We start from the raw sequence: 25,491 nt of genomic DNA, 5'->3' as shown, positions 1-25,491 counted from the left end.
TTTATTTTAAGTTATTTGGAGCTATACTCTAAGAACAGTAAATTGATATAATATATAGTTAAATTAAGCATGTCACTGAATAAAACAATATACGAAGGTAAAGCGAAAGCCATTATTGAAACTGAAGACTCATCAACTGTTATACAGCACTTTAAAGATGATGTTACAGCATTCAATAAGAAAAAATATGAAATTATTGAGGGCAAAGGAATAATTAATAATCATGTTAGTGCTTTTATCATGGAAAAGCTTGAAGAAGCAGGAACTAGCACGCACTTTATAAAAACTCTAAACGAAAGAGAACAGCTAGTCAAAAAGCTCAAGATAATACCTCTTGAGGTGGTAGTTAGAAATGTTGCAGCTGGCAGCTTTTGCAAACGTTTTAATATCAAAGAAGGTGAGGCACTTACATCTCCTATAATCGAGTTTTTTTACAAAAATGATGACCTAGCCGACCCAATGGTGAATGAAAATCACATACTGTATTTTGATTGGCTATCTAGCAAAGAAATGGATGAAGTTAAAACTACAACTTTAAAAATCAACGAAATCTTAGTCCACCTATTTTCAAATGCAAGTATATATTTAGTTGATCTCAAGTTAGAATTTGGCAGATTAATAAATGACAGTACTAAAATCATTTTAGCCGATGAAATCAGCCCTGATAACTGCAGGTTATGGGATAAAAATACTTATAAAAAGCTAGATAAAGACGTCTTTCGTTTGAATTTAGGAGATTTAAAGGAAGCGTACCTAGAAGTTGCAAAAAGACTGTCAGTAAAGTTAGACTAACTAAATACTACTCTATCAAGTGGAGGGTTACATGCCTCATCAAGTTTTCCAATAATTTCAATTTTTTCTCCACGTTTTTGGAAATGATTTTTCACGTTTTGCATATTCTCAGGACTTACGATCAATACCATGCCAATACCACAATTAAATGTTTTTAGCATTTCTTTCTTCTCTATTTTACCCTCCTTTGTTAGCCATAAAAATATATCTGGCCATTTCCAGGAATTAATGTCTATGTTTGCAAATAAGTTTTTTGGAAGAATCCGCGGAATATTATCTATCAAGCCACCACCTGTTATATGTGCAATGCCTTTTACCTTTGGCATAATAGGCAACAAAGAATCAACATATATTTTTGTTGGTTCGAGCAACACTTCTTTCCAAAGCTGATTATTCCATGGAGATGAGTCGTTATAATTTATACCTAAGCCTTTGAAAATATGGCGCACCAAAGAAAACCCATTTGAGTGAATTCCACTTGACTCTAAGCCAACTATATAATCACCTACTTTCATCATGCTACAGTTTGGAAGAATTTGCTTTCGATCAACTACACCAACCACAAACCCTGCAAGGTCATAGTGATTATTATCATACATTCCAGGCATTTCTGCAGTTTCCCCACCAACCAATGCTATTTTAGCTTGCTTGCACCCCTTTGCAATGCCTTGGACCACAGATAATAAAACGTCCTTGCTCAAAACACCTGTTGCAAAGTAATCAAGGAAAAATAAAGGCGTTGCTCCTTGTGCAAGTAAGTCATTTACACACATTGCAACTAAATCTATACCTATAGTATCATGCCTATTCACTTCTTGAGCTATCAATAGTTTCGTACCTACTCCATCAGTTGAGGAAACAAGTACTGGATGGTCATATTTCTTACTTAGTGCAGCAAAATCAAACAACGCAGAAAATGAACCTATTTCGCTGATTACTTCTTCTCTAGTAGTTTCTTGAGCAATAGGCTTGACTTCTTTTATTAACTTATTATATAGTTCAAGATCTATTCCTGATCTGATATAAGTATTCATAATCCTTCTATAAATTTTAAAATTGTTAATACTATATTAATGCCTTGATATAAAAAGTGCAACGAAACTTTCTCTTAATTGACTATTATATGTTTACCAATATAGGGTAACTTAAATCATTTATAATTATCCAATGAACAAAAACATCAAAAACATACTGTTAATAACGGAGCTGCTATCAGGACGGCTGCTTCATGACTTTGCTAACTCTATGAATGGAATAATGTTTGGCTTAGAAGAGCTTGAAGTAATAGATAAGAACGATGCTGATGCGCAGAAGGAAGCGTTGTCGTTTCTTAAAGAAAGCTCCGATGATTTAATATATAAACATAAAGTTATGAAGCAGGCATATTCTTCTTCAGCAGATAATTACAGCTTTGATCAGACCAAATCTAATATCGAAAATTATTTATTAAAAAAAAAGTAAAGCTTACGTGGAAAATAGACGCATACTCTGCAAAAAATAAGGAAGATTTAATTGAAAAGATAAATAAGATAATTTCTAATATGGTGCTAACTATAGCCAGCGCAGTGGCGGAAGTTGAACTAGTGTCTGTTTTACTGAGTCAAACAGAAGATAAAATGCTATTAACTATAAAAATTCTAAATGAACACAAACCAATAAGCAAATCATTAGTAGACAAATTAATCAAAAAAAATGACACTAATTTAAATACAAAAGATATTAATATCTATATGACCTCTTTATTATTAGAGTACTATAAAACTGAAATGCATTGTACTTGCGAAAATAATTTGCTGGAGATAGGTTTAACTATACCTTGAGTTGCATATTTGGTTATTACAACTTTTTCTTCGTTTCAAGGCAAGACATTCCCCGACAAGGGGTACCAAATCTAATTTTTGTAATCACTTAAGTCTAGTACTATTTTATTAATGTAGCGCTCATTTGCATCTTTGATTATAAACTTCATACCATTTTTATATTTAATGACTTCATCTACAGAAGGCACTTTACCAGCAATCGAAAGAATCAAACCACCAAGTGTAACATAGTCTTCTTCAAGGTCACGTAATTCTATTTTTAGATCCTCTTCTATATCCTTTATAAGAACCCTTGCTGACACTTCAAACTTATTTTGAGACAATTCAGTAATGGTATATTCTGAATTTATTTCGTTCTCACTATCAATGTTTGGTATTAGCTCCTCTATAAGATCGGTCATTGAAATTAAACCATCAGTTCCACCATATTCATCCAATACAATAGCTAAGTATGACTTAGAAGATTTCATCCTAACAAAAAGATTAGTTGTCTTCATCGAGGGCGGAACAAATATTACGCTTTGTATAATATTTCTCAGATTAAAATTTTTATCCCTATTAAAAATAACATCTTTTACATAAAAAAAGCCTATTACGTTATCAAAGTTATTTCTATAAATTGGTATTTTAGTGTGGCAAGTGTTTTTTATCTTCTTTATTATTTCACGCTCGCTTGACTCAATGTCTACTGCGCATATCTCTGTACGTGGAGTCATTATATCCATTATACCACAATCGCGGAATTTTAATAGACCATTAAATATATTAAGGTCTGGCAGATCTTTCATTAATGCTTCAGTCGCACACTTTTTCAACACAGAAGCTTTTTTGAAAAGGAAGAGAAAAATTCTATATGCTATTTTTTCTACTAAGGTTCCTTTTTTACTCAATTTATTCCCTGTAATGGCAAAAACGTTTTCAGATCAGATTTATCAAGAAAACTGTTATTAAATGTTTAATAAGCATGTGAATAATGTCAAATTAATTTGTGAATTATTTGTTGATATAAAATACCAACAATTGATCAACAGTTTTTTCAACGACATATACATAGTTATGTAACAATGCATGATGGTAAAATGTTTTCCATAAAAGAAAATTACTGACACTCTGAACATCTTACTTATACACATAAATCATAACAGAAAATCAATAGCATATAGAAGTTGTTAACATATTTATCCACAAATTAAACAACGCCAATTTTTACTGAATTTTAAGTTAGTAACAAGTTGTTGATAGAACTATTATTACTACTATAATTTAGTATACAGAAAAATAGATAAAATAGATTGGAAAGCAGCAAAACAACAATAGTAGAAGTTATCAAACAAAATGAGCCAGGTGAAAGAGTGCCTATTTGGCTAATGCGTCAGGCTGGCAGGTCTCTTCCTGAGTACCGCAAAGCAGTGGAAAATATGAATAATTTTATGGAGATATGCTACAACACAGATTTAGTGACAGAATTGACGTTACAGCCGGTGACAAGATTTGACGTGGATGCGGCGATAATTTTTTCAGACATTTTAATAATAGCTGATGTTTTGGGTTGTGACGTGAATTTCCTGCGCAATGTGGGCCCGAGAATAAAACCTATAAAGAATCCTAAAGAATTGAAAAGTCCACAAGACATTGAAGCTAAAATTTTACCAATTCTAAACGCTATAAAGAAAGTCAGAAGTCAGCTATCAAAAAAAAAGTCTCTTATAGGATTTGCTGGTGGCCCATGGACAGTAGCTTCATATATCATAGAAGGTGGAAGCAGCAAAACTTTTTCCAAAGTATTAAATTTTTACCCTTCGTATTTGAAGGAAATAATTGAACGAATAACGGAAGCAACGATTATTTATCTAATTAAACAGATAGAATTTGGAGCAGATGTTATTCAGCTATTTGACAGTAATGCTGGTGCATTATCGGAACCATTGTTTAAAGAATATGTTATCGAACCAACAAAGAGAATTACCTTGGCAATAAAGGATAGATTTTCTGATTTTCCAATAATAGGATTTCCAAGGTCTGCTGGAAATCTTTATAAGGATTACTGCGAACAAACAGGTGTATCTGCAGTAAGTATAGATTATAATGTCCCAATAGAATGGGCGAAAGCGAATCTAAAAATCCCTCTACAAGGAAATCTTGATCCTAATCTTTTAGCCTATAATAAAACGGAAGCAATAAAAGAAGCAAAACGTATAATAGATTGCTTTAGAGATTCACCCTTCATATTTAATCTCGGACATGGAGTACTCCCTGATACTCCAGTTGAAAATATCACTGCGTTGGTGAATTTGGTAAAAAGCTACTAATACAATACACAAAATTCCTAGCTTTTTTGCTGTACAGGGTTTATCATTTGAATTTAGCTTCAGTAAGATATGTCAGACCTTGCAAAAAGAATGTCCCTAATAAAACCATCACCTACGATTGCTGTAACTGATAAGGCAAATAAGTTGAAAAATAAAGGAAAAAAGATCTGTGTTTTAGCTGCAGGAGAACCGGATTTTGATACTCCAGATCATATAAAAAAAGCAGCTATTCAAGCAATAAGTGAAGGTAAAACTAAGTATACTGCTGTTGATGGAACGCGTGAGCTGAAAGAAGCAATAATTAATAAGTTAAGAAGGGATAATAACCTCGAGTACACGTTTAACCAAATCTGTGTTGGTACTGGCGCTAAGCAGGTGTTATTCAATTTGTTTATGGCAACAATTAACTCTGGAGATGAAGTTATTATTCCAGCTCCTTATTGGGTTTCATATGTTGATATGGTAAATCTTTTTGGGGGCTTACCAGTTGTAGTGGAATGCAAACAAAATTTTAAACTGACAGCGGAATTATTGAAAAGCAGGATAACTAAAAAAACTAAATGGTTAATTCTTAACTCACCGAACAATCCTGCAGGAGTTGTGTACACATATGATGAATTGAAAGACATAGCACAAATATTGCTTGAATATCCACATGTGAATGTCGTTACAGATGATATTTATGAGCATATAATATACGACGAAAAGTTTTTTACTATCACTCAGGTTGAGCCAAAGCTTTACAACAGAGTTTTTGTAGTCAATGGAGTGTCAAAAGCCTATGCAATGACAGGCTGGAGAATAGGGTATATTGCAGGTAGAAGTGATGTAGTAAAAGCTATCTCTACGCTGCAGTCTCAGAGCACTTCTAACCCAAATTCGATAGCACAAGCAGCAGCAGCAGCAGCATTAAACGGTGACCATAGTTTTTTGAAAGAAAGAACAAGGATTTTTAAGAGTCGTAGAGATTTTATGGTGAAAAAGCTAAATTCTGCTCCGGGATTATCAGCATCCATTCCGCAAGGCGCATTTTATTTATTTGTCTCGTGTGAAGGATTGCTCAGTAAGAGTACAAAAAGTGGTAAAGTAATAAATAATGATCTTGATTTCACTGAATACCTGCTAGAGGATCATTTAGTTGCTGTGGTTCCAGGAATTGCGTTTGGTCTAGAAAATTTTATCAGAATTTCTTATGCAACCTCTCAGGAACAATTAGAAATTGGATGTGATAGTATTACTAAAGCGTGCCAGGAGTTAAAATGAAATAGACTATCCATAAATTACCCATTTCACCGCGTCAAAAATATTCACTAAGGGAGTGTTAAATAAACTGTGTCAAACCGCATTTTTAGTTCAACTTAATTTTCAATCTGCCAGGAAATAAAACATCAAGTTGAGAGATAGTTAATGCCCAATCATGTACAGGCATCGTCCACTTTTCCTCTGCCTTCTTTATAGCACAATATACCTGCTTATACAAGGCATTTATGCTGGTAAATGAGCCTTTGGTCTTAGTGAATTTCCTAATTTGCCTATGTAGCCCCTCTATGGGATTGGTGGTGTAGATTATCCTCCTAACTGGACCAGAATACTTAAAATAACCAGACAAGTTTTCCCAATTATTCTGCCAAGATTTTATAACCATAGGGTACTTTGTGCCCCATTTTTCATCCAATTCCAACAGATATAGCTCTTCTCATAATAGTCAGAATAAAAAAGCAGAATCAACAGCTTGACGGAAAGACTTAAAAATAGGGATATTTTTTCTAGCTCTATTCTTTATAGCAAACCAATTATGCTCAATTTCGTTAAAGTCTGGAGAATATGGAGGAAGATAAAGAATTTCAGCACCAACTCCTCTAGCAAGATTATCTATTTTTTTAGATTTATGGAATGTAGCGTTATCAAGAATTACAGTTTGGCCAGACCTTAAAATTGGAGTTAAAAACTGCTCAAACCAAGCCTCGAAAACATCCTTATTGCAGTATCCTTCAAAGGTCAATGGAGCAATGATCTTCCTTTTATTTAGAGCTGCAATCATACTGACACGCTGAGTTTTTTTACCTGATTTTAATGAATGAAACCTCTCTCCTTTTCTGCAATATCCGTATGGGTAGTCTTCTGTATTATCTATTCCAGATTCATCAATATATACAAGATTTTCATGACGTTTTGTTGCTATAACCTTTAAAAATTGAGCTCGCTTTCCTTCATTTCTTTCTTTATATCCGTAGGTCTTTTTTTCTTGTAAATCCAATATTTTTAAGTGCGCGGTGAATCGTTTGTCGACTGATATTACCCCAGAGTTTAGCCATCTCTGACTGAGTTTTGCCACCATGGTTTTTTGCAAATTTGGTAAAAACATTCCAGTCAGTAATTTTATGGTTATATCCTACGCTTCCAGGCTTTTTTGACTGAAAATCTCCCGTTTCCTTACGCCTTTTCTGCCACTCATATAGAGTCGTTTTTCCAATTTTAAATCTCTCTGCAACAGTTGCTCTACTTTCTCCTTCATCCAATGCCTCCATTGCTTTTTTCCTTAAATCGTAACTATACGCTGCTGGCATACAAACCCCACTACCATAAATCCATATCTTAACTTGTTTGGATTATTATGAGAAGAGCTATAATTCTCGGCAATTTCCTTGCTTGAAGCTTGATATACCTTCTTTAAATCGCTCAAAAAACTCTTCGCATCTTTACTGGCCACATACTTCAGTGAGTTGCGTATCTGATGCACTATACACATCTGCACTTCCGCATTAGGAAAGACACTGTTTATAGCTGCAGGAAAGCTTTTCAGCCCATCAACGCAGGCAATAAGGATATCTTCTACTTGTATCTTGTCAAAAGCATCTAATGTTTTAAGCTTAAGCATTAGGTGGAGAAGGGAGGAACTCTGTGCTTCTTCTTAGATATAAAATCTGTAGAGGAGATAAGAATTCCCTTCTCAAAAGTATAGGCTGGAAGGTATCGTAGAAAGACCTGAATGGTTCTAATTCTGTATTCACAAGACTAGCCTTACTTTTCATTTTTAATGGTAACGTATGGGGTTATATATGATCAACAACTTTTTGGGCATAGATATATCAAAAGATCGCTTTGATGTTTTTCTCTCATTTATAAGCAAAAAAGGAAAGCGTGAAACTAGAAAAAGAAGCTTTAAGAACGATGGTTTCAAAGTCTACTGAATTTTCTACACAAACATAATGTAGAAAAAGTAAAAACCTGCATGGAATCTACTGGTTGTTATAGCGAAGCACTGGCTGAATTTCTACACAATGCTGGACATTTTGTAAGTGTTGTAAATCCTTATTGCATAAAATCTTATGCAAGGAGTAAGCTGATACGACAAAAGAATGATCAGACCGATGCAGAAGTTATTGCTGATTATTGCCAAAGACAGGAACCTTCTAGTTGGACACCACCTTCTCCTGAAATGAAAAAATTAAAACATCTTTATCGTTGCTCAGTTGCGTTAAAAGATGAGTTAACATTAGTAAATAACCACTTAGAAAAAAAAGAGAGACTGCCTAAAGAAGTTGCAAATGCTTGGGAAGACCTTGCAATGAATATAGCTCAAAAAATAGAAACAATAAAAAACTCCGTACGTGAACTATTAAATCAACACAAAGAATTGTTGGAAAATTTTCAACTTCTATTGACTATTCCAGGCATAGGAGAAGAATCAGCAATAGCTATTTTAGCTGAAGTTTCTGATATAGAGGTTTTTAGAGATGCCAGGCAATTGGCAGCATATACAGGAGTTATACCACGAAATATGACGTCAGGTTCCTCTGTATATGCCAAACCCAGATTAAGTAAATCCGGTTCACAAACATTACGTAAGGCACTTTTCTTTCCTGCCATAGTAGCTAAGAATCACAATCCTATCATTATGAGCTTTTGCCAAAGATTAAAGGAAAAGGGTAAGCATAATATGGCCATCGTTGGTGCTGCAATGCGTAAGCTACTCCATATCATTTTCGGTATTCTGACATCCAAAAGTGCTTTTGATCCTAACCATATCAAAAACTACAGGGCTAGGAGGTTGACTGAAGGTTTAGTACTTTAAAATCAAAAATGCTTCCTATCTATCTTATGTAAAGTGGTATCTTACACAAATTTATTGAATGTTGTTGGTTAGTGGATATGTTGATAAGTAAACTTCATCTGTTTTGTGCGTATAAAACTAATTTACTTATCAACATATCCACTAACTATAATCTGTGTACTGTTACACAATTGGAAGTATTTTTTGATTTTATGATGCAACTTGGGAAATTTTTATAATTTTTTTGTTGACTAACAAGACGGTATCTCCTCTTTCTTTGAGGTCATTTAGCACTCCCAACCAGAAGTTAGCTCCTTCACTTTCAGCCAAATAAAAACCTAATACTTCTTTTTTGCCATTTTGATCTATGCCTAATATGTTATACATGCATTTACTTACGCAATGCCCGTCCTCTTTGACTTTAAAAAACCATGAAAACTATCGGATATACAGACTGCAGCGGGCGACTACGCCATTCGTTGATTACTGGTAGCAATTTGTCAGTAATACTTGATATCTCTGCCACCGATATTTTGTGATCATAAATTTCCTCAACATGTGACACTATATCTCTATAGCCCATACCACTGGCAAATGTGCTCAAAATCTTCGTTTCAAGCTCTGGATGTAAGTTTGTTTGCCTTTTTTTGACTATTTGTGGTTCGAAACTTCCTTCCCTATCTCTTGGCGTCAAAAGCTCAAATGACCCTGCGCTTGTACGTAAAGTCTTTGCATTCCTCCCATTTCTTCGATTATTCTCTTCGCTTTCAGCCGACAAGTGGTTTTCTATTTCACCTTCCAGGCTTACCTCCAGCAACTTTTTTATAAACGGTGTTAATGCTCCATCTCTTCCTGTCAACGGTCTTCCTTCTCGTATAGACGACAGGATATTTGTTTCTAATTCTTTATAATCTACCAAACCGGTAGTTCTGTTTACTACTTTCTGACTCATTGTCAAACCTCCATTTTTTTATATCAATTTATTACTTTTTTTTCGGTTTGACACAGTTTATTTAACACTCCCTTCACTAAGGTTATCTTGAATGTTCTAACTTGTATTTTTCTATGGAAGGCATTTTTATTGAGTGAGCAAGTGTCTTTCTAATATTGAATTCCTCATTTTTTTCATTTCGTTGCAGTAAGTTAATGTTATTTATTTTATTTACTAAATCTTTCCCTTTCTCCAGAGTCTTTAAATCACTTTCGTTAATGTGATGTTCATTGTAAAATTCTGCAACAATTTCTTTTCTTTTCGGGTGAGTATTTAAAAATTCCGACACCTGATGTTTAGCAACAGCTTGAATAAATTTCTTATTAAATCTTGAATCGTTATATAGATTTTCCAAACTTTTGTCATAATGTTTTGCTTCGTTTATAGTGAGTTTTATTATCTCTTCTATACCACTTAGAAGTTCCCTATACAATTTGTCATATCTATTGCCTGACACATGTGTAGCGAATGTTTGTTCAATGTATTTTGTTATGTAATTTTGCAGTGTGTTGTCTATTGTGCTTATGTTCATCAACCTACCTCAATGTTATATTAACTATTTTACATGTAGAAAGGTTAATATTGAGTTAATAGGGTACTTCTGAAGTCAAATTTTACTGAAAATTATAGTATTTAATATATAATTGTTAGCATGAAATAAAAACATAAATAAAATGGATCTTGTAACAAAAGTGAAGCTCAAGATAAAGATGAATAAGGGCAAAATCATAAATATACTTGTCATTTGTGGTGTAATTTTTTTCATATACCTTATTCATGAGCCAGTTGTAGATATGGTAGAAAAAATTATAAGTAAAATAAAAGGTCTCTTTTAAAAATAGAAAAAGTGAACTTTTTCCATCATCCAAACTTGAACCTGGAAAATTTAGTTAATGCATAAACTACTTATGTTGGCTATGAGTTCAACTGTATAAAATTCCGGTAAATTAAAATAAGTATTCATAAAAATATTGTTTTCTATAAACAGAGTATCTATAATACTAGCTTTGGGGTAAAGTACTGCAGAGGAATTTTTTAATCTGGTTGTTGGCGTCACTGTTTTATGCGTACCAATATATATTACGCGTAATTCCAAACATAATTGCGCCTGGATTGATAACAAAATTTAACATAAGTATTACAGATGTTGGCCAGTTTGGTGGGTTATACTATGTAGGCTATACGCTAGCTCATATACCTGTTGGTCTTTTCCTTGATAGATTTGGGCCAAAATTTGTTTTGCCTGCTTGTATTGTTTTAACATTTACCGGAACATTACCGCTTATATGTTTTGATGAGTGGTATTATTCAATACTTGGCAGAATAGTCGTTGGAATTGGGTCGTCCGCTTCAGCAATTGGGCTTTTTAAAGTTGCAAGCATGTATTTTGCGCAAGAAAAATCAGCAAGAATGGCTAGTTTATCCATAATTATAGGAACTTTGGGGGGGATATGTGGCGGATTACCGTTAGACTTCTTACTCAATAAATTTGGCTGGAATTATGTTATCTATACCTTCTCAGCATTCGGGTGTTTACTTGCTCTGTTACTGTTCTTAGTAACGCCTGAAAGCAATGCTCAACAGGAAAAAATTAGCATTAGAGACTTGAAAAACATACTTTTCAACAAGCATATTATTCTAATTAGCTTTTTTGGTGGACTCATGGTCGGTCCAATGCAAGGTTTTGCTGATGGTTGGGCGAAAGCATTCTTTTTTGAAGTATATGAAATGAATGAAGGCTTGGCATCTTCTCTCTCTTCCGTAATATTGATAGGAATGTTAACAGGATCATTCTCTTTGGCTTATTTATTGGAAAAGTATAAAAATAAGCATTATGAAGTAATAATTTCATGCTCATTTGCAATGATCGCCGGTTTTCTATTACTTTTTACTCAGATTGGTGGCTTGTATGTTGTATTACCTACGCTTTTTATTATCGGCTTTGCATCTGGATATCAAGTAGTTACAATTTATAAAGCACTAAGTTATGTAAATAATAACTTAGTAGGCTTAGCTACAGCTGTGTCAAACATGATAGTCATGGGTTTTGGCTATTTTTTTCACACTGGAATCGCAAAAATAATAAATTTGTGTTGGGATAGAACAGTAATACAAGGAAATCCTGTGTATAGTGCTGAATTGCTGATAAAAGCAACATCTATTATTCCTGTATGTTTGCTAATAGCTGTTTTTGGGCTCTTATGGTTAAAAAAGCAGGATAAGTAGTCTTAAAATTGCTTGTGCATCTTAAAATTAAAGCGAGGTTTGATCTATGATGAGTGTTTTAAAAAAAATCTGTGGCTCTAAAAATAGTTTAAAGTCTTTTGATAACGAGGTTTATCAGTTTATAGAAAAAGAGTTACAACGTCAAAAGTCACAATTGCAATTAATTGCATCAGAGAATTTTGCAAGTAAAGCAGTAATGGAAGCACAAGGCTCTTTTCTGACTAATAAATATGCAGAAGGCTATCCAGGCAAAAGGTATTACTGTGGTTGTGAGCATGTGGACAAAGTTGAAAGTCTAGCTATAGAAAGACTTTGTAAGCTGTTCGGTGTTAAATTTGCAAACGTTCAACCTCACTCTGGTTCTCAGGCAAATCAGGCGGTATTTGCTTCACTGCTTACTCCAGGCGATACAATACTTGGATTATCACTGAGTTGCGGTGGACATCTAACTCATGGTGCGGCACCAAGCTTTTCTGGTAAATGGTTTAAGTCAATTCAGTATACAGTTAACAAAGACACTTATCTGCTCAATATGGATGAGATAGAAAAGCTGGCGCTGGAGCATAAACCAAAATTGATCATAGCTGGTGCTTCTGCTTATCCGAGAAAAATGGACTTCAAACGCTTTCGCGAAATTGCAGATAAAGTTGGTGCTTATTTGCTTGCAGACATTGCTCACTATGCAGGGCTTATTGCAGCGGGCGAATATCCATCTCCTGCTGAATATGCACATGTTATGACTTCCACGACTCACAAAACTTTGCGTGGTCCTCGTGGTGGAATAGTGATGACCAATGATGAAATATTACACAAAAAAATTCAATCTGCAGTTTTTCCAGAATTGCAGGGCGGGCCACTTATGCATGTAATAGCTGCAAAAGCTGTTGCATTTAAAGAAGCATTAGCGCCAGAGTTTAAGACTTATAGCAAGAAAATCGTGGAAAATGCGAAAGTACTAGCTCAAGAATTGCAAAAGCATGGACTCGACATTATAACCGGTGGCACTGACTCTCATATAGTGCTAGTTGACTTAAGATCGCAGAAATTAACTGGAAAAGACGTTGTAGATAGCCTTGAGAGGGCTGGCATTACCTGCAATAAAAACTCTGTACCATTTGATACAGAAAAGCCAACCATCACTTCAGGGCTCCGTTTTGGCACCGCTGCTGAGACAACACGCGGACTTGAGGCAGAAAATTTTAAAGAGATAGCCAGCCTAGTAAATGAAGTGGTTCAGGGATTAATCAGCGGAAATAGCTCAAGTGTCGAAAAAGCAGTAAAAACTAAAGTTGAAAAGATTTGTAGTAATTTTCCTATTTATTAATTTATGTGGTGTCATCCAAGTAGCTGGTAGAAACGAAAAAACTTACTTGACAAACTCCGCCAGCCCCCTTATTATGACGATAAGGGTATTTATGACTCAAAACTTGTTTTTGACCTGCAGGCTCAATGACAAAATTCAGTAAAAAACTCAGGGTATTTTTTGGCGGATTACATAAAATTATAGCGGCTGCATGTCTTTTAAATTTTTTCTACATTCAGCCAAACCGCGCTTATTTTAAGCGTTAGCACATTATTACAGCGCCACTTACAGTAATATAGAGTCAAAACTCGCACCACGGGAGTTCTTTGCCTTTTTTTTCATTTAGTAAATTTCTTAATGTTTATAGCTAAAAGAGCCCAAGAGAGGTGTCATCCCGCTGCTTGTTAGCGGGATCTATGTTAAGAGATACCGCGAATGAATCGCGGTATGACCTAGGACTGCTGTCATCCCAGTGCTTGACACTGGGATCCAGTTTTCCATATAATCTCATCGAAAATGTTGTAACCACTTTCTATGCTAGTTTGCTTGCTTACAAGCAAACTTTTCTGGATCCCAGTGTCGGGGCACTGGGATGACACCATTCTTTTTCCTGGATCCAAGTAGTCTGGGCACTGGGATGACAAAAAAAGGGGCTACTTGGATGACACCCTGACAATCGTCATCCCGCTGCTTGTTAGCGGGATCTATGTGAGATACCGCGGCGGTATGACGGTTAATTATTCCGCGCGAGATGACAAGAAAGGAGCAGCAGGATGACACCTCACCATGTCATTCCAGCGCGTGGCACACATCTGTATGAACATTGTTATAATAAGAGTTCATGAAAGATGTCATCTGGAATCTTGTTCCAATGTTAAACAACACAAAGTTGAAAAAGTAGAGCAAGAATTACTTACAATTCAATAATTCTCCAAAATCAATTATGTTTGAAAAGTAATCACTATCTATAACGTCATCACTCACACCGTTAACGTGAATAAGGACTGGACGACATGAAAAGCCTTTTGGACGCTTTAGTGTATCTATTTTCTTTTGTACTTCTTGTATTATTGAATGACCGATTTTATTTTTTGAAAATTTGATTTCGCAAATGTAGAGAGTGTTAAACCTTGTTTGAATCATGTAATCAATTTGACAACCAGCACCTGTCTTCCTCTGAAAAAATGGATTTTCGCTTACTATTCCATCAATTCTCAAGATATTATGTATGCTCTTTCTATTGTTAAGCACCAAATTTTCAAACTGAAGTCCAATAATTGTATGCCACTCTGGTAGAGATGTAAGTAACCCTATAGAGTAGGTGTCGCGATTAATTTTTCCTAGATTTTTTTCAATATATTTTAGATAAAACCTTAAATAATTATCTTGAAGTCTGTACTTCCTGAGTCGTGAATCAGTACCCGTTTTTATATCCCAAGTGTGATCCTTTGCAATAAAACCGGCAAGCTCGAGCTCATATAGATACTCAGAAATGCGTCCGTGTCTTGCAATATTTAAAGCAGTACAAATTTCTTCCTGTTCTTTAGCTCCAGTAGAAAGAGCTCTCACTACTTGCTTATAAAAAGCTGTTTTTCGCATGAATAGATCTGAAAATATTTGGTCAAACTCCTCAACTAAAAACCCACCTTTTGTAAAACAAAGCTTTTTAATATTTTCTTCAGTACCATGTTTAAAATTTACCTCTTCTAAATATTTTGGAATTCCACCGGTTACTGCAAGCACCTTAAACTTTTCGTATGCTGAAATATTTTTTGGCCAAAATTCATTGCAATCAGAAAGTGATAACTCCCCGAGTGTTAAAGTCAACGATATTCTTCCTACAAAACCAGTACTACTAAGTATATTTTTTTCAATCCAGGATGAAGCTGATCCACAGACAACAAAAATTAGCTTGTTATTATTTTTTAGCTGTGTATCCCAAAAATTCTTTATTTTGCCTAAAAAAGTTGGATCTTTTGAGCCCATCCAAGAAATTTTATCAAGGAGCAATAATATTTTGCCAGATAGTAAACGTTCACCAACTGCCCATAGTAAGTCACTCCAGTCGTCATATCTAGCAAAAGATGTATTAAATTGTCTAGCAACTTGTCTAGAAAATTCATTAAGTTGGTGGGATGTTGTAGTATGCTTTTCTGGTGGCAAACCTGCAAATGAGTAATGTTGTTCGAAATGTTTACCAAACTCTTGAATTAAACGACTTTTTCCTATACGACGCCTTCCTTTGACTACTACAAAAGATGCAGTGTTTTTTTCCGTAAGCTCCAGCAGTTGCTTCAACTCGGTTTGCCTACCAATAAATGATGGAGACATAAAATACAAAATATAAATCTTTGTCTCCATTATACACAATAAAATTGGAGACGTAAATAAGTAAATTTCGATCTTTGTCTCTATAGTGCTATAGCTAAACTGACTTACGACAATTTGAAAAACCGTCATTCCGCTACGTGTTAGCGGAATCTATGCTGCGATACCGCGAATGAATCGCGGTATGACGGTTCGCGGCGGTATGACGGTTCGCGGTGGTATAGTAACTCGTCATTCCGCTACGTGTTAGCGCCGCGGCGGTATAGCTATAAATTGTTGATATCTTTTTTATATCACATTTTTAACTTATAATAGTTAGCCAGCGTTTCTTACATTAACCAAATCTTTCGAATTCTGCACTCACCACTACCTATAACTCACTTTCACGCAATATTGATCGTTCTTAAAAAGCAATCTAACATTTTTTATTCCTTGATTGCGAAGCTTTGATGCAGCTGATTTAGCAGCCTGAGCACTTTTAAAAAATGCAACATATCCCTTACTTTCTGCACTGTCTTGTTTCGGGTGACGTTTCTGCATTTCTTTTTCATATTGCTTTCTGTAATGAGGAGTATTTTGTATCAATTGTTCTGACATCTTTCTTAGGTATTGGACTTTTACCTTTGCAAGCCCTACTTTATGAAATCCTAAGACTTGAGCTGCTTTTTCTGATAAGTCTATTATTCTGCCTTCAATAAAAGGCCCTCTATCGTTAATCCTTACAACAAGCTTTCTTCCATTTTCTAAATTAGTGACAAGAGCAAAGCAGGGTAGGGGCAAAGTCTTATGCGCTGCAGAGATCAAGTGACGGTTAAACACTTCACCATTTGCTGTAAGCGTGCCATGATCTTCTATTCCATACCACGACGCTATCCCTATCTCTTCATAGTGTTTACAGTTTTTTGGATAATAAGTTATACCATTTATTGTGTAGCTGCAGCCAATTTTATAATGACCTGCAGTGCAATTAAACCTGTTGCTAAAACTGCAACTACTTATCAAAACAAATATTAGACATAGGAAGGCTAGGTTTTTTATCATTGTATTCGGTAAGAGGGTTCGATACTATGAGGATTTTAAATTATACTATAATAAATTTAGTAATGAGTAAACATCTACTGCTAAATATTAACAAAACTCAAAAAAGAATAATACATATAATTGGTATAGGTGGAATCGGAATGAGTGCCATTGCTGAAATTCTTCACAATTCCAATTACAAAGTTCAAGGCAGTGATGCACAATCAAACAACAATGTAGATAGATTACAAAGGCTGGGCATAGAGGTTTTTATTGGTCACAATGCTAATAATATAAGCCAAGCTCAAATAGTTGTACATTCTTCTGCGATAGAATCTGATAATGTGGAGTTAGTAACAGCGAGAAATAACAATAAAACCATTTTGCATAGATCAGACATACTTGCTGAAATTATGAAAGATAAATATGTGATAGCAGTTTCAGGTTCAAGTGGAAAGACGACAACAACGGCTATGATTGCTTCTATTTTTGATCATTCTGGCATTGATGCGACTGTAATTGTAGGAGGAATACTAAATTCGTATCAGAGTAATTCAAGACTTGGAAAGAGTGACATTTTTTTAATCGAAGCTGATGAGTCTGATGGAACCATGCTAAAAATTCCTGCAAATATTGCTGTCATAACGAGTATTAACGACGATCATATGGATCATTATGGTACATTCGACGATATTAAAAATGCGTTTTCTCAGTTTATAAGCAAAGCAGGTTTTGCAGTTTTGCCTGATTCTGTAGGCATTAATTATGATGCGAGTAATTCTATAACGTTTGGGTTTGAGAATGGTAGCATAAGAGCCAGCAACATTAAACAGCATGCTAACAGCATAGAATTTGACGTGTTGAACAACTGGATTCCAGCATCAGCTACTTGCATGACAAAAAAGCAGGTGTCATCCCATCACCTTCTGTCATCCCATCACCCTCTGTCATCCCAGTGCGTGACACTGGGATCCAGCCCTTTAAAAAACATAGTACTATCAAACGCAATAGGTATTCACAAAATGAGTAACGCCTTGGCTGCAATATCAGTTGCGATAAAGCTCGGGATTAGCAATGCAGAGATTAAAAAAGGCCTTTTGGAATTTCAAGGAGTAGCAAGAAGATTCTCTTTGATTGCCAATATTAAAGGTGTTAAGTTAATTGAGGATTATGCCCATCATCCAAATGAAATATATGCAACTTTAACGGCTGCACGTTCGATTACTAAAGGAAAAGTAATAGGAATTATCGAACCACTTCGTTTTGCTCGCGTTCGTAATTTTTTTGGTGAATTCATAAGGATCTTTATGATGTTTGACTATGTAATCCTTACTCCTATTCATCCCCCAGAAGACAAGCCTATTCCTGGTTGTGGGATTGATGATATACAAAAAGCTTTAATCAGTAATGGGTTTAATGATGTAAAGATTATGAATGATGCTCTACTCATTTCACATTTTATTAGTGATTCGACAAGTCCAGGTGATATAGTATTATTTATTGGTGCTGGTAGTAATATAGCTAAATTGGCAAAGGAAACTGCAGCACTTATTGCGGAAGTTAAGGTTTAATGCGATGAATAAGATAATCAACAACGTATTTGCAAGAGAAATTTTAGATAGCAGGGGTTACCCCACTGTTGAGGTGGAAATTGAACTCTGTGATGGAGCAATAGGTAGGGCCTCTGTACCTTCTGGAGCTTCAACTGGTAAATTAGAAGCCTTGGAACTCAGAGACCAAGATGAGAAAAGGTATTGTGGTAAAGGAGTGCTGAAAGCTGTTCAAGCTGTAAATGGAGTGATAGCAAATGAAATCATTGGCATGGATGCAACAAACCAAAGTGCAATTGATAAAGCATTAATTGAACTAGATGGAACAAAAAATAAATCTAAACTTGGAGCAAATGCAACTTTGGGTGTGTCTCTTGCGGTTGCAAAAGCAGCAGCAAACAGTTTCAAAATACCGTTGTATAGATATTTGGGAGGAGAGCAGATGCCGGTTCCACTCATTAACATAATTAATGGTGGAGTACATGCAGACAATAAGCTCGATTTCCAAGAATTCATGATTCTTCCGGTCGGTGCTGAGACTTTCAGTGAAGCAATCAGAATATCTGCGGAGGTGTTCCACAACTTACGTAGCATTCTTAAGAAAAAGGGTTATAGCACAAACGTAGGAGATGAAGGCGGTTTTGCACCAAATATTGAAAGTACTGAAGAAGCACTTGACTTGATCATATACGCTATAGAATCAGCAGGTTATTCAGCGCAAAGTGATTTTGCACTAGGCCTTGATGTTGCTTCATCTACTTTTTATGAAGATGGAATTTACAAATTTGAAAATAAAGAGCTTACTTCAAAAGAATTGACTGAATATTATTGTAGTCTTGTGGAAAGATATCCAATAATTTCTATAGAAGATGCAATGAGTGAAGACGATTACGAAGGTTGGAAATTACTTACTGCAAAATTGGGGAGTAAAATTCAATTGGTTGGGGATGATTTATTTGTTACAAATTGTGAACTAATAGGCAAAGGAATAGAAGAAAAAATGGCAAATGCTGTACTGATCAAGCCAAATCAAATAGGGACGTTAACAGAAACTTTTGCTGCTATTGAAATGGCAAAATCAAACAACTACAAAGCTGTTATTTCTCACCGCTCAGGTGAAACAGAAGACACAACAATATCTCATATAGCAGTTGCATCAAATTGCGGGCAAATAAAAACCGGGTCGCTGTCGCGTTCTGATAGGCTCGCGAAGTATAACGAGCTAATGAGAATAGAAGGCACATTAGGAAAAGATGCTAAATATTATCATGGGTTAGCATGGGTTTTATAGACGAAGTAAAATTGTACTTAAAAGCCGGTGATGGTGGTGACGGTTGTGCAAGTTTTCGTCGAGAAAAGTTCGTTGAATTTGGTGGTCCAAATGGTGGTAATGGAGGAAAGGGTGGAAACATAGTTTTCATCAGCGACGCTAATCTCAACACTTTGCTTCATTTTCGTTATAGAAGACACATTAAAGCAGATAATGGGAAAAATGGTGCAGGCAGGGATAGATCTGGCACAGCAGGGAAAGACGTTATACTTCGAGTTCCAGTCGGTGCACAAATAATTGATGAAGAAAGTGAAGAGATAATAGTAGATCTTGACAAGCCTGGTATGGAATTTCAAGTAGCACAGGGTGGAAAAGGTGGACTTGGAAATACTAATTTTAAATCTTCTACTAATAAGGCACCAAGACATTTTACTTACGGTCAGCCTGGCGAAGAAAAACATGTATTATTAAAACTAAAAGTTTTATCAGATGTTGGAATTATTGGCATGCCAAACGCAGGTAAATCAAAATTTTTGACTCGCTGCTCAAATTCCGATACAAAAGTAGGCGATTATCCATTTACCACCGTAAGACCCCACTTAGGTGTGACAAAAGTGGATGATAGCGAAGTTGTAATAGCAGATATTCCTGGAATAATTACTGATGCTCACCTTGGAGTTGGGCTCGGGCATAAATTTTTAAAGCACATAGAAAGGTGTCAAATTTTACTTCATTTAATCGATGTAACTCACGATGACGTTGTTTCGGCTTATAGTTGTATCCATAATGAATTGGAACTTTACAATAGTGATCTTGTTGAAAAAGAAGAGATTGTAGTATTAAACAAATGCGACTTATTGAGGGAAGCAGAAATTCTGGAAAAGAAGAATCACCTAGCTAATTATCTCAATAAAGAAGTGCTGTGCTTATCAATTAATGGTGATTTACAGCCTATTTTAAGATTATTAAGTGAAAAATTGAAAAAGAGTAATTCTAAGGAAATCGATGTATATGATCCTTTTAAGATGTGAATTTCATTTAGATAATTGATGTTTTTCATTTATTTTATCATATAACTAGAATATATGTGTACGAACGTTTGTTTTTGAAGGTGATTTGCACAGTAAATGGTCAGCGCGTGACGCACTGCCCAGTTCATGTTAGCTATAAATATTTAAGAAATTTACCAAACGAAAAAAAAGGCAAAAGAAGCCCTAGTCATTGTCTATTTTCAGTATTGGCGTTTTTTTATGTTTTAAACGTCTAATAACCGCGACTCAGCTGCTTTTTAATGCAACTAACCTTAGTTTAAATGTTTAAGAAATTTACTAAGCAGAAAAAAAGGCAAAAGAAATCCCGTGTTAGCTAGTTGTCACTCTCTAATCCTGCAAATTGGCGTACTATACTGTCTTAAACGACTTATAAGCGCGTTTCAGCTTATATAGGTAAAAACCCAGAAATGTTGTGAAGACATAAGGTGCACATAGTGCAAAAAATTAAAAATAAGACGCCAACTACGTTGTTTTCTTGCTGTTTAATCTGTACAGATGAAGATATAGCTCTTCTCATAATAATCCAAACAAGTTAAGATATGGATTTATGGTAGTGGGGTTTGTATGCCAGCAGCGTATAGTTACGATTTAAGGAAAAAAGCAATGGAGGCATTGGATGAAGGAGAAAGTAGAGCAACTGTTGCAGAGAGATTTAAAATTGGAAAAACGACTCTATATGAGTGGCAGAAAAGGCGTAAGGAAACGGGAGATTTTCAGTCAAAAAAGCCTGGAAGCGTAGGATATAACCATAAAATTACTGACTGGAATGTTTTTACCAAATTTGCAAAAAACCATGGTGGCAAAACTCAGTCAGAGATGGCTAAACTCTGGGGTAATATCAGTCGACAAACGATTCACCGCGCACTTAAAAATATTGGATTTACAAGAAAAAAAGACCTACGGATATAAAGAAAGAAATGAAGGAAAGCGAGCTCAATTTTTAAAGGTTATAGCAACAAAACGTCATGAAAATCTTGTATATATTGATGAATCTGGAATAGATAATACAGAAGACTACCCATACGGATATTGCAGAAAAGGAGAGAGGTTTCATTCATTAAAATCAGGTAAAAAAACTCAGCGTGTCAGTATGATTGCAGCTCTAAATAAAAGGAAGATCATTGCTCCATTGACCTTTGAAGGATACTGCAATAAGGATGTTTTCGAGGCTTGGTTTGAGCAGTTTTTAACTCCAATTTTAAGGTCTGGCCAAACTGTAATTCTTGATAACGCTACATTCCATAAATCTAAAAAAATAGATAATCTTGCTAGAGGAGTTGGTGCTGAAATTCTTTATCTTCCTCCATATTCTCCAGACTTTAACGAAATTGAGCATAATTGGTTTGCTATAAAGAATAGAGCTAGAAAAAATATCCCTATTTTTAAGTCTTTCCGTCAAGCTGTTGATTCTGCTTTTTTATTCTGACTATTATGAGAAGAGCTATAACTGAATACCTTCACTATCATGATAAGGGGGCTGGCGGAGTTTGTCAAGGAATTTTTGCATTTAATTCGTTTCTGCGAGCTACCTGGTTTTCCTACTGAAATTTTGAAAAATGTAATCTACTTCTATATTCAAATATATCAAGCAGTAATTCAAAATTAGCCATTGCGCCTTTTGCGTTATTATACGCGAGATTGAGCAGCTCTTTGTCCTGATATAAATCAGCAAATTTAAATTCCATACATCCTGATTGTTTTGTGCCTAAAATATCTCCACTGCCTCTTAGCATCATATCCCTTTCAGCAATGTAAAATCCGTCCTGTGACTCACACATGATCTTTAACTTTGAAGATGAGCTTTTACTTAAATTATCGTATAATAATACACAAAAAGATGGCTTGTTTCCTCGCCCTACTCTGCCTCTTAACTGATGTAATTGCGATAACCCAAATTGCTCTGCATTTTCTATAATCATAATGGTTGCATCTGGCACATCTATACCAACTTCTATCACAGTGGTTGCAACAAGCAAAGAAAGTTCATTTCTTTTGAAGGAAAACATAACTTGATCTTTCTGCTCCTGAGTCAATTTTCCGTGTATTATCCCGACTCTATCAAAAAATGTTTTTTGTAATTCCTGAAAACGCATCTCTGCTGCAGCAATATTGGTCTCTTCGTTTTCTTCTATATATGGACAAATCCAATATGCTTTTTCGCCCCTGTTTATAGCACCTTTTAGCTTTTCAATAACATCTGGCACCCTACTAATGTTCATAGTTACAGTTTTTATTGGCAATCTGGATTTTGGTTTTTCTCTCAAAATTGAACATTCAACGTCACCATACATAGCTTGCTGCAAGGTTCTTGGAATGGGAGTTGCAGTAACGAAAAGTATATCGGCATTTTCTCCTTTTCCTACCAAGCGATTTCTCTGCATCACTCCAAATCGCTGTTGCTCGTCTATGACTGCAAGCCCTAAATTTTTAAATGTAACGTTAGCTTGAAATAACGCGTGGGTGCCAATCACTATATTTAAAACACCACTTGCAAGTTCGTTCATGATAATCTTTCTTTCCTTGCGCGAAGTTTTACCAGTAAGCAGCGCAACTTTTATATCGGTACAGGATAAAACTTCCTCAATCCAATTATAATGTTGCTCCGCCAAGATAGTAGTCGGTGCCATTAGAGCTACCTGCATGTTGTTTTCTACCACATTTAGCATCGCAAAAAGTGCAACTACGGTTTTGCCACTACCAACATCACCTTGCAGCAAGCTCATCATGCGATACTTGGATTTTTGCCTCTCTGAAATTTCATCTATTGCACGAATTTGATCGTTTGTTAATTGAAACGATAATTCATTTAAAACTTGCTCTTTATATTTATTCAATACTATAAATTCTCTTCCCCTTTTTTTTACATGATTTTCTCTTGCAAGTTTCAGTGCTAGCTGATACGCAAACAATTCATCATAAGCAAGCCTTTTTCTACAAACCTCGGCTTCCGCCAATGAGCTTGGTCTGTGCAACTTTATGATGCTTTCCCTCCAACTTAGCCATTTTTTTTGCTTGATTAATGTATCATCTATCCACTCTGGCAAATCAGGCAATTCTTTCAGGTTAGAGCTTATTATGTTCCCAATGCTCTTATTGGTAATGCCACGGCATAATTGGTAGACTGGCTCTATGCGAGCTATTTCTTTAAATTGGTTGATGTCAAGCGACACGTAATCTGGATGAGTAATCTGCCAATGCTCAGCAAATTTTTCGAGTTTGCCACTGATGATTACATAGGCTCCAACTGGAAATAGTTTATATAAATACTTAACTGAGTGATTAAAAAAGACTATGAATATATACTGACTCTCACTTTCAACGACTATTTTATATGGTCTACCTCTAAAAGTGGGCGACTGATGCTCATAAACTTTTGCCATGAAAGTTGTAAATTCTCCAACTTGAGTATCAAGTAGTGACTTACTTCTATCTATATAACCAAGCGGCCTATAAAACAGCAGGTCCACCACTTTGTTCCCACCACAGAGTTTAGTTAATATTGCGGAATGGAACTTAAGCATATTTTCCAGCTTGCCATTTAGAAAAGCCAGCACATCTAATTGCTCATTGAGATTCATACATGTGTAAAAACTGTTTATCAATAATAGAGCCTTTTTAAAATCTTGTCACCTTATGGTCAGGTATGCACTATAGCTAGCACAGCTCTCTAATATCATACCACCGCGGTGCTAACAAGCAGCGGGATGACGGTTGTCGGTAAGCCTAAGTTACCCCTAACTATATTTGCTATCATAGGGCTTATAGCAGGTATTTTATTGAATTATTAATAATTTGTGATATAATTAATTATGATGTTAATAGGTCTATGATAGAAATGAATAGTACCAATCCAGTAGTTACATTAAGGGCTCAAGCAGAAGAGTTTGATTTTGGCAAATTAAGAGCTGGTAAAGATAATGCTGAAGCAAACTCTGGTGAACAGATGTATAAAGACATCAATAGAATGGATTTTGTTATTAATGGTAAAAGTATAGACCAAACTTTAACTAGTGCGTTGATGGAAGGAGCTAAGCAACGTGAATTCGATAAAATTTGGAGCGAATATTGTGAAAATGACAATACTCCTGATCATAAAAAAACTGACCAGTATGAAAAGGAATTTGAGAGATTTTACAATTTAGGCAAGGAGTATGCTCACCTATTACTAAAGGAAGAAGCCAGAAATTATCGCCCGTTTGCAAAAGAAGTTTTTAAGGAAATGTTTAAATATGCTGAAGCAAAAGTTCCAAGTGATTCTATTCTAGAAGAGCTAATTACTAATTGTAATCAAGCAGGGTATGAAGGCACTTTATTCACTGATGTTCTCTTTCAAGCATTTCGCCAGTCCGAATTTACGCTACTAAGTCCTCAAAAAACAATAGTTATTGATTGCACTGATCCAAATCATGTAAAAGTCAAATCTGAGATGGCAGTGCCTACGGTAAAATCTGATAATCCAGAAGAAGAAGTTTGTCAGATAAATAGCTCATTAGAGTTTACACTTGCATTCCAAGATGAGAAAAATGATGTAACATATAAAGATGGTAAATTGTTACTTACTGCTCCTCGAGAACTGAAAAATTACAAAATTGATGGCAAAAATTTATTTGATATTATTAAAGAGTATTTCCAGAAATTTTGCGAGAAGTTAGGATTTAAGTTTGAAGCAGAGATAGAACATAGTTTAGGTAATCCACTAGAAGTAAACAGCCATCTGGAAAATATGGAACCGCCCATTCATAGCAATGAGCATGGAAATACACCTGGAAAATAACA

The 25,491-nt window shown here is 35.2% G+C and carries 20 protein-coding genes and 4 pseudogenes; 13 read left to right on the top strand and 11 right to left on the bottom strand.

Going from position 1 to position 25,491, the window contains the following annotated elements:
* The first annotated feature begins 69 nt into the window (after positions 1-69).
* Complete coding sequence (gene purC / locus ACFZP3_RS05350) at positions 70-792, top strand: phosphoribosylaminoimidazolesuccinocarboxamide synthase (protein ID WP_253307224.1); 723 nt, start codon at positions 70-72, stop codon at positions 790-792.
* Here purC and purM read toward each other — a convergent pair.
* Entirely contained in the window at positions 789-1,826 is a 1,038-nt protein-coding gene (gene purM, locus ACFZP3_RS05345; RefSeq protein ID WP_253307225.1) for a phosphoribosylformylglycinamidine cyclo-ligase, read from the bottom strand. The two genes, purC and purM, sit on opposite strands and share 4 nt — an antisense overlap.
* Positions 1,827-1,959: 133 nt before the next feature.
* Between purM and ACFZP3_RS05340 the strand changes: the two genes are divergently transcribed.
* Both ACFZP3_RS05340 and ACFZP3_RS05335 read left to right on the top strand, forming a co-directional pair.
* Positions 1,960-2,253 carry a hypothetical protein gene (locus ACFZP3_RS05340; RefSeq protein WP_253307226.1) on the top strand — a complete coding sequence of 98 codons (294 nt, stop codon included), beginning with the start codon at positions 1,960-1,962 and terminating at the stop codon, positions 2,251-2,253.
* 104 nt (positions 2,254-2,357) lie between these two features.
* A complete protein-coding gene (locus tag ACFZP3_RS05335; protein ID WP_386086993.1) occupies positions 2,358-2,612 on the top strand; it encodes a hypothetical protein in 255 nt (84 codons plus the stop codon).
* Between the two features lie 71 nt (positions 2,613-2,683).
* Here the strand turns inward: ACFZP3_RS05335 and ACFZP3_RS05330 are convergent, their stop codons facing one another.
* Positions 2,684-3,502, bottom strand: coding sequence for a transporter associated domain-containing protein (locus tag ACFZP3_RS05330; protein WP_386086992.1), 819 nt, complete (start codon positions 3,500-3,502; stop codon positions 2,684-2,686).
* Positions 3,503-3,904: 402 nt separating this feature from the next.
* Here ACFZP3_RS05330 and hemE point away from each other — a divergent pair, with 402 nt between their 5' ends.
* Positions 3,905-4,921 (top strand): uroporphyrinogen decarboxylase, encoded by a 1,017-nt coding sequence (gene hemE / locus ACFZP3_RS05325; protein WP_264687846.1) that lies wholly within the window; start codon positions 3,905-3,907, stop codon positions 4,919-4,921.
* A gap of 69 nt (positions 4,922-4,990) precedes the next feature.
* Positions 4,991-6,184, top strand: coding sequence for a pyridoxal phosphate-dependent aminotransferase (locus tag ACFZP3_RS05320; RefSeq protein ID WP_264687845.1), 1,194 nt, complete (start codon positions 4,991-4,993; stop codon positions 6,182-6,184).
* An 85-nt stretch (positions 6,185-6,269) separates the two neighbouring features.
* Here the strand turns inward: ACFZP3_RS05320 and ACFZP3_RS05315 are convergent.
* From ACFZP3_RS05315 to ACFZP3_RS05305, 3 genes and pseudogenes are all read right to left on the bottom strand, one after another.
* A pseudogene (locus ACFZP3_RS05315) lies at positions 6,270-6,614 on the bottom strand (transposase); the annotation flags it as partial.
* A 12-nt stretch (positions 6,615-6,626) separates the two neighbouring features.
* A protein-coding gene (locus ACFZP3_RS05310) for an IS630 family transposase (RefSeq protein ID WP_386086489.1) occupies positions 6,627-7,488 on the bottom strand; the annotation gives its coding sequence in 2 pieces (ribosomal slippage) (positions 6,627-7,164 and positions 7,163-7,488; 864 coding nt in all).
* Positions 7,489-7,553: 65 nt separating this feature from the next.
* Positions 7,554-7,757: pseudogene (locus ACFZP3_RS05305) on the bottom strand (transposase); the annotation flags it as partial.
* Positions 7,758-7,980: 223 nt separating this feature from the next.
* Between ACFZP3_RS05305 and ACFZP3_RS05300 the strand changes: the two are divergent.
* A pseudogene (locus tag ACFZP3_RS05300) lies at positions 7,981-8,996 on the top strand (IS110 family transposase).
* Positions 8,997-9,224: 228 nt separating this feature from the next.
* On the opposite strand, the pseudogene ACFZP3_RS05295 reads toward ACFZP3_RS05300, so the two are convergent.
* Positions 9,225-9,927 (bottom strand): annotated as a pseudogene (locus ACFZP3_RS05295) (transposase); the annotation flags it as partial.
* Between the two features lie 82 nt (positions 9,928-10,009).
* Complete coding sequence (locus ACFZP3_RS05290; protein WP_253309502.1) at positions 10,010-10,498, bottom strand: hypothetical protein; 489 nt, start codon at positions 10,496-10,498, stop codon at positions 10,010-10,012.
* A 488-nt stretch (positions 10,499-10,986) separates the two neighbouring features.
* On the opposite strand from ACFZP3_RS05290, the gene ACFZP3_RS05285 reads away from it, so the two are divergent.
* Positions 10,987-12,192, top strand: a complete 1,206-nt coding sequence (locus tag ACFZP3_RS05285) for an MFS transporter (protein ID WP_386087119.1) — start codon at positions 10,987-10,989, stop codon at positions 12,190-12,192.
* A 46-nt stretch (positions 12,193-12,238) separates the two neighbouring features.
* Positions 12,239-13,516 carry a serine hydroxymethyltransferase gene (gene glyA / locus ACFZP3_RS05280; protein ID WP_386086991.1) on the top strand — a complete coding sequence of 426 codons (1,278 nt, stop codon included), beginning with the start codon at positions 12,239-12,241 and terminating at the stop codon, positions 13,514-13,516.
* A gap of 443 nt (positions 13,517-13,959) precedes the next feature.
* Here the strand turns inward: glyA and ACFZP3_RS05275 are convergent, their stop codons facing one another.
* The 3 genes from ACFZP3_RS05275 to ACFZP3_RS05265 all read right to left on the bottom strand — a co-directional run bounded on the left by ACFZP3_RS05275 (position 13,960) and on the right by ACFZP3_RS05265 (position 16,864).
* Positions 13,960-14,139 carry a hypothetical protein gene (locus tag ACFZP3_RS05275; RefSeq protein WP_386086990.1) on the bottom strand — a complete coding sequence of 60 codons (180 nt, stop codon included), beginning with the start codon at positions 14,137-14,139 and terminating at the stop codon, positions 13,960-13,962.
* 265 nt (positions 14,140-14,404) lie between these two features.
* On the bottom strand, positions 14,405-15,826 hold the full coding sequence (locus ACFZP3_RS05270; protein ID WP_386086989.1) for an AAA family ATPase: 1,422 nt from the start codon (positions 15,824-15,826) through the stop codon (positions 14,405-14,407).
* A 363-nt stretch (positions 15,827-16,189) separates the two neighbouring features.
* Positions 16,190-16,864 carry a septal ring lytic transglycosylase RlpA family protein gene (locus tag ACFZP3_RS05265; RefSeq protein WP_253309498.1) on the bottom strand — a complete coding sequence of 225 codons (675 nt, stop codon included), beginning with the start codon at positions 16,862-16,864 and terminating at the stop codon, positions 16,190-16,192.
* Positions 16,865-16,890: 26 nt separating this feature from the next.
* Here ACFZP3_RS05265 and murC point away from each other — a divergent pair, with 26 nt between their 5' ends.
* The 4 genes from murC to ACFZP3_RS05245 all read left to right on the top strand — a co-directional run bounded on the left by murC (position 16,891) and on the right by ACFZP3_RS05245 (position 22,141).
* Positions 16,891-18,414, top strand: a complete 1,524-nt coding sequence (murC, locus tag ACFZP3_RS05260) for a UDP-N-acetylmuramate--L-alanine ligase (RefSeq protein ID WP_265016471.1) — start codon at positions 16,891-16,893, stop codon at positions 18,412-18,414.
* Between the two features lie 4 nt (positions 18,415-18,418).
* Positions 18,419-19,684, top strand: a complete 1,266-nt coding sequence (gene eno, locus ACFZP3_RS05255) for a phosphopyruvate hydratase (protein ID WP_253309496.1) — start codon at positions 18,419-18,421, stop codon at positions 19,682-19,684.
* The gene (gene cgtA / locus ACFZP3_RS05250; protein ID WP_264688220.1) at positions 19,672-20,694 is read left to right on the top strand and encodes an Obg family GTPase CgtA; all 1,023 of its coding nucleotides are present in this window, start codon (positions 19,672-19,674) and stop codon (positions 20,692-20,694) included. The genes eno and cgtA overlap by 13 nt, the downstream gene beginning before the upstream one ends.
* Positions 20,695-21,279: 585 nt before the next feature.
* A protein-coding gene (locus ACFZP3_RS05245) for an IS630 family transposase (protein WP_386086489.1) occupies positions 21,280-22,141 on the top strand; the annotation gives its coding sequence in 2 pieces (ribosomal slippage) (positions 21,280-21,605 and positions 21,604-22,141; 864 coding nt in all).
* A gap of 112 nt (positions 22,142-22,253) precedes the next feature.
* On the opposite strand, the gene recG is transcribed toward ACFZP3_RS05245, so the two are convergent.
* Positions 22,254-24,293, bottom strand: coding sequence for an ATP-dependent DNA helicase RecG (gene recG, locus ACFZP3_RS05240; RefSeq protein ID WP_386086988.1), 2,040 nt, complete (start codon positions 24,291-24,293; stop codon positions 22,254-22,256).
* A 257-nt stretch (positions 24,294-24,550) separates the two neighbouring features.
* Between recG and ACFZP3_RS05235 the strand changes: the two genes are divergently transcribed.
* On the top strand, positions 24,551-25,489 hold the full coding sequence (locus tag ACFZP3_RS05235; protein ID WP_386087118.1) for a hypothetical protein: 939 nt from the start codon (positions 24,551-24,553) through the stop codon (positions 25,487-25,489).
* Positions 25,490-25,491 lie beyond the last annotated feature (2 nt).

The organism is Wolbachia endosymbiont (group A) of Norellia spinipes, assembly GCF_964273535.1.
Note: the sequence above shows the minus strand (reverse complement) of the source record. Positions and strands in the feature narration are given on the sequence as shown.

Excerpts from the sequence above, each read along its gene's own strand:
- purC (WP_253307224.1), top strand. The coding sequence starts at position 70 with ATGTCACTGAATAAAACAATATACGAAGGTAAAGCGAAAGCCATTATT.
- purM (WP_253307225.1), bottom strand. The coding sequence starts at position 1,826 with ATGAATACTTATATCAGATCAGGAATAGATCTTGAACTATATAATAAG.
- ACFZP3_RS05340 (WP_253307226.1), top strand. The coding sequence starts at position 1,960 with ATGAACAAAAACATCAAAAACATACTGTTAATAACGGAGCTGCTATCA.
- ACFZP3_RS05320 (WP_264687845.1), top strand. The coding sequence starts at position 4,991 with ATGTCAGACCTTGCAAAAAGAATGTCCCTAATAAAACCATCACCTACG.
- ACFZP3_RS05290 (WP_253309502.1), bottom strand. The coding sequence starts at position 10,498 with ATGAACATAAGCACAATAGACAACACACTGCAAAATTACATAACAAAA.
- glyA (WP_386086991.1), top strand. The coding sequence starts at position 12,239 with ATGATGAGTGTTTTAAAAAAAATCTGTGGCTCTAAAAATAGTTTAAAG.
- ACFZP3_RS05270 (WP_386086989.1), bottom strand. The coding sequence starts at position 15,826 with ATGTCTCCATCATTTATTGGTAGGCAAACCGAGTTGAAGCAACTGCTG.
- ACFZP3_RS05265 (WP_253309498.1), bottom strand. The coding sequence starts at position 16,864 with ATGATAAAAAACCTAGCCTTCCTATGTCTAATATTTGTTTTGATAAGT.
- murC (WP_265016471.1), top strand. The coding sequence starts at position 16,891 with ATGAGGATTTTAAATTATACTATAATAAATTTAGTAATGAGTAAACAT.
- eno (WP_253309496.1), top strand. The coding sequence starts at position 18,419 with ATGAATAAGATAATCAACAACGTATTTGCAAGAGAAATTTTAGATAGC.
- cgtA (WP_264688220.1), top strand. The coding sequence starts at position 19,672 with ATGGGTTTTATAGACGAAGTAAAATTGTACTTAAAAGCCGGTGATGGT.
- recG (WP_386086988.1), bottom strand. The coding sequence starts at position 24,293 with ATGAATCTCAATGAGCAATTAGATGTGCTGGCTTTTCTAAATGGCAAG.
- ACFZP3_RS05235 (WP_386087118.1), top strand. The coding sequence starts at position 24,551 with ATGAATAGTACCAATCCAGTAGTTACATTAAGGGCTCAAGCAGAAGAG.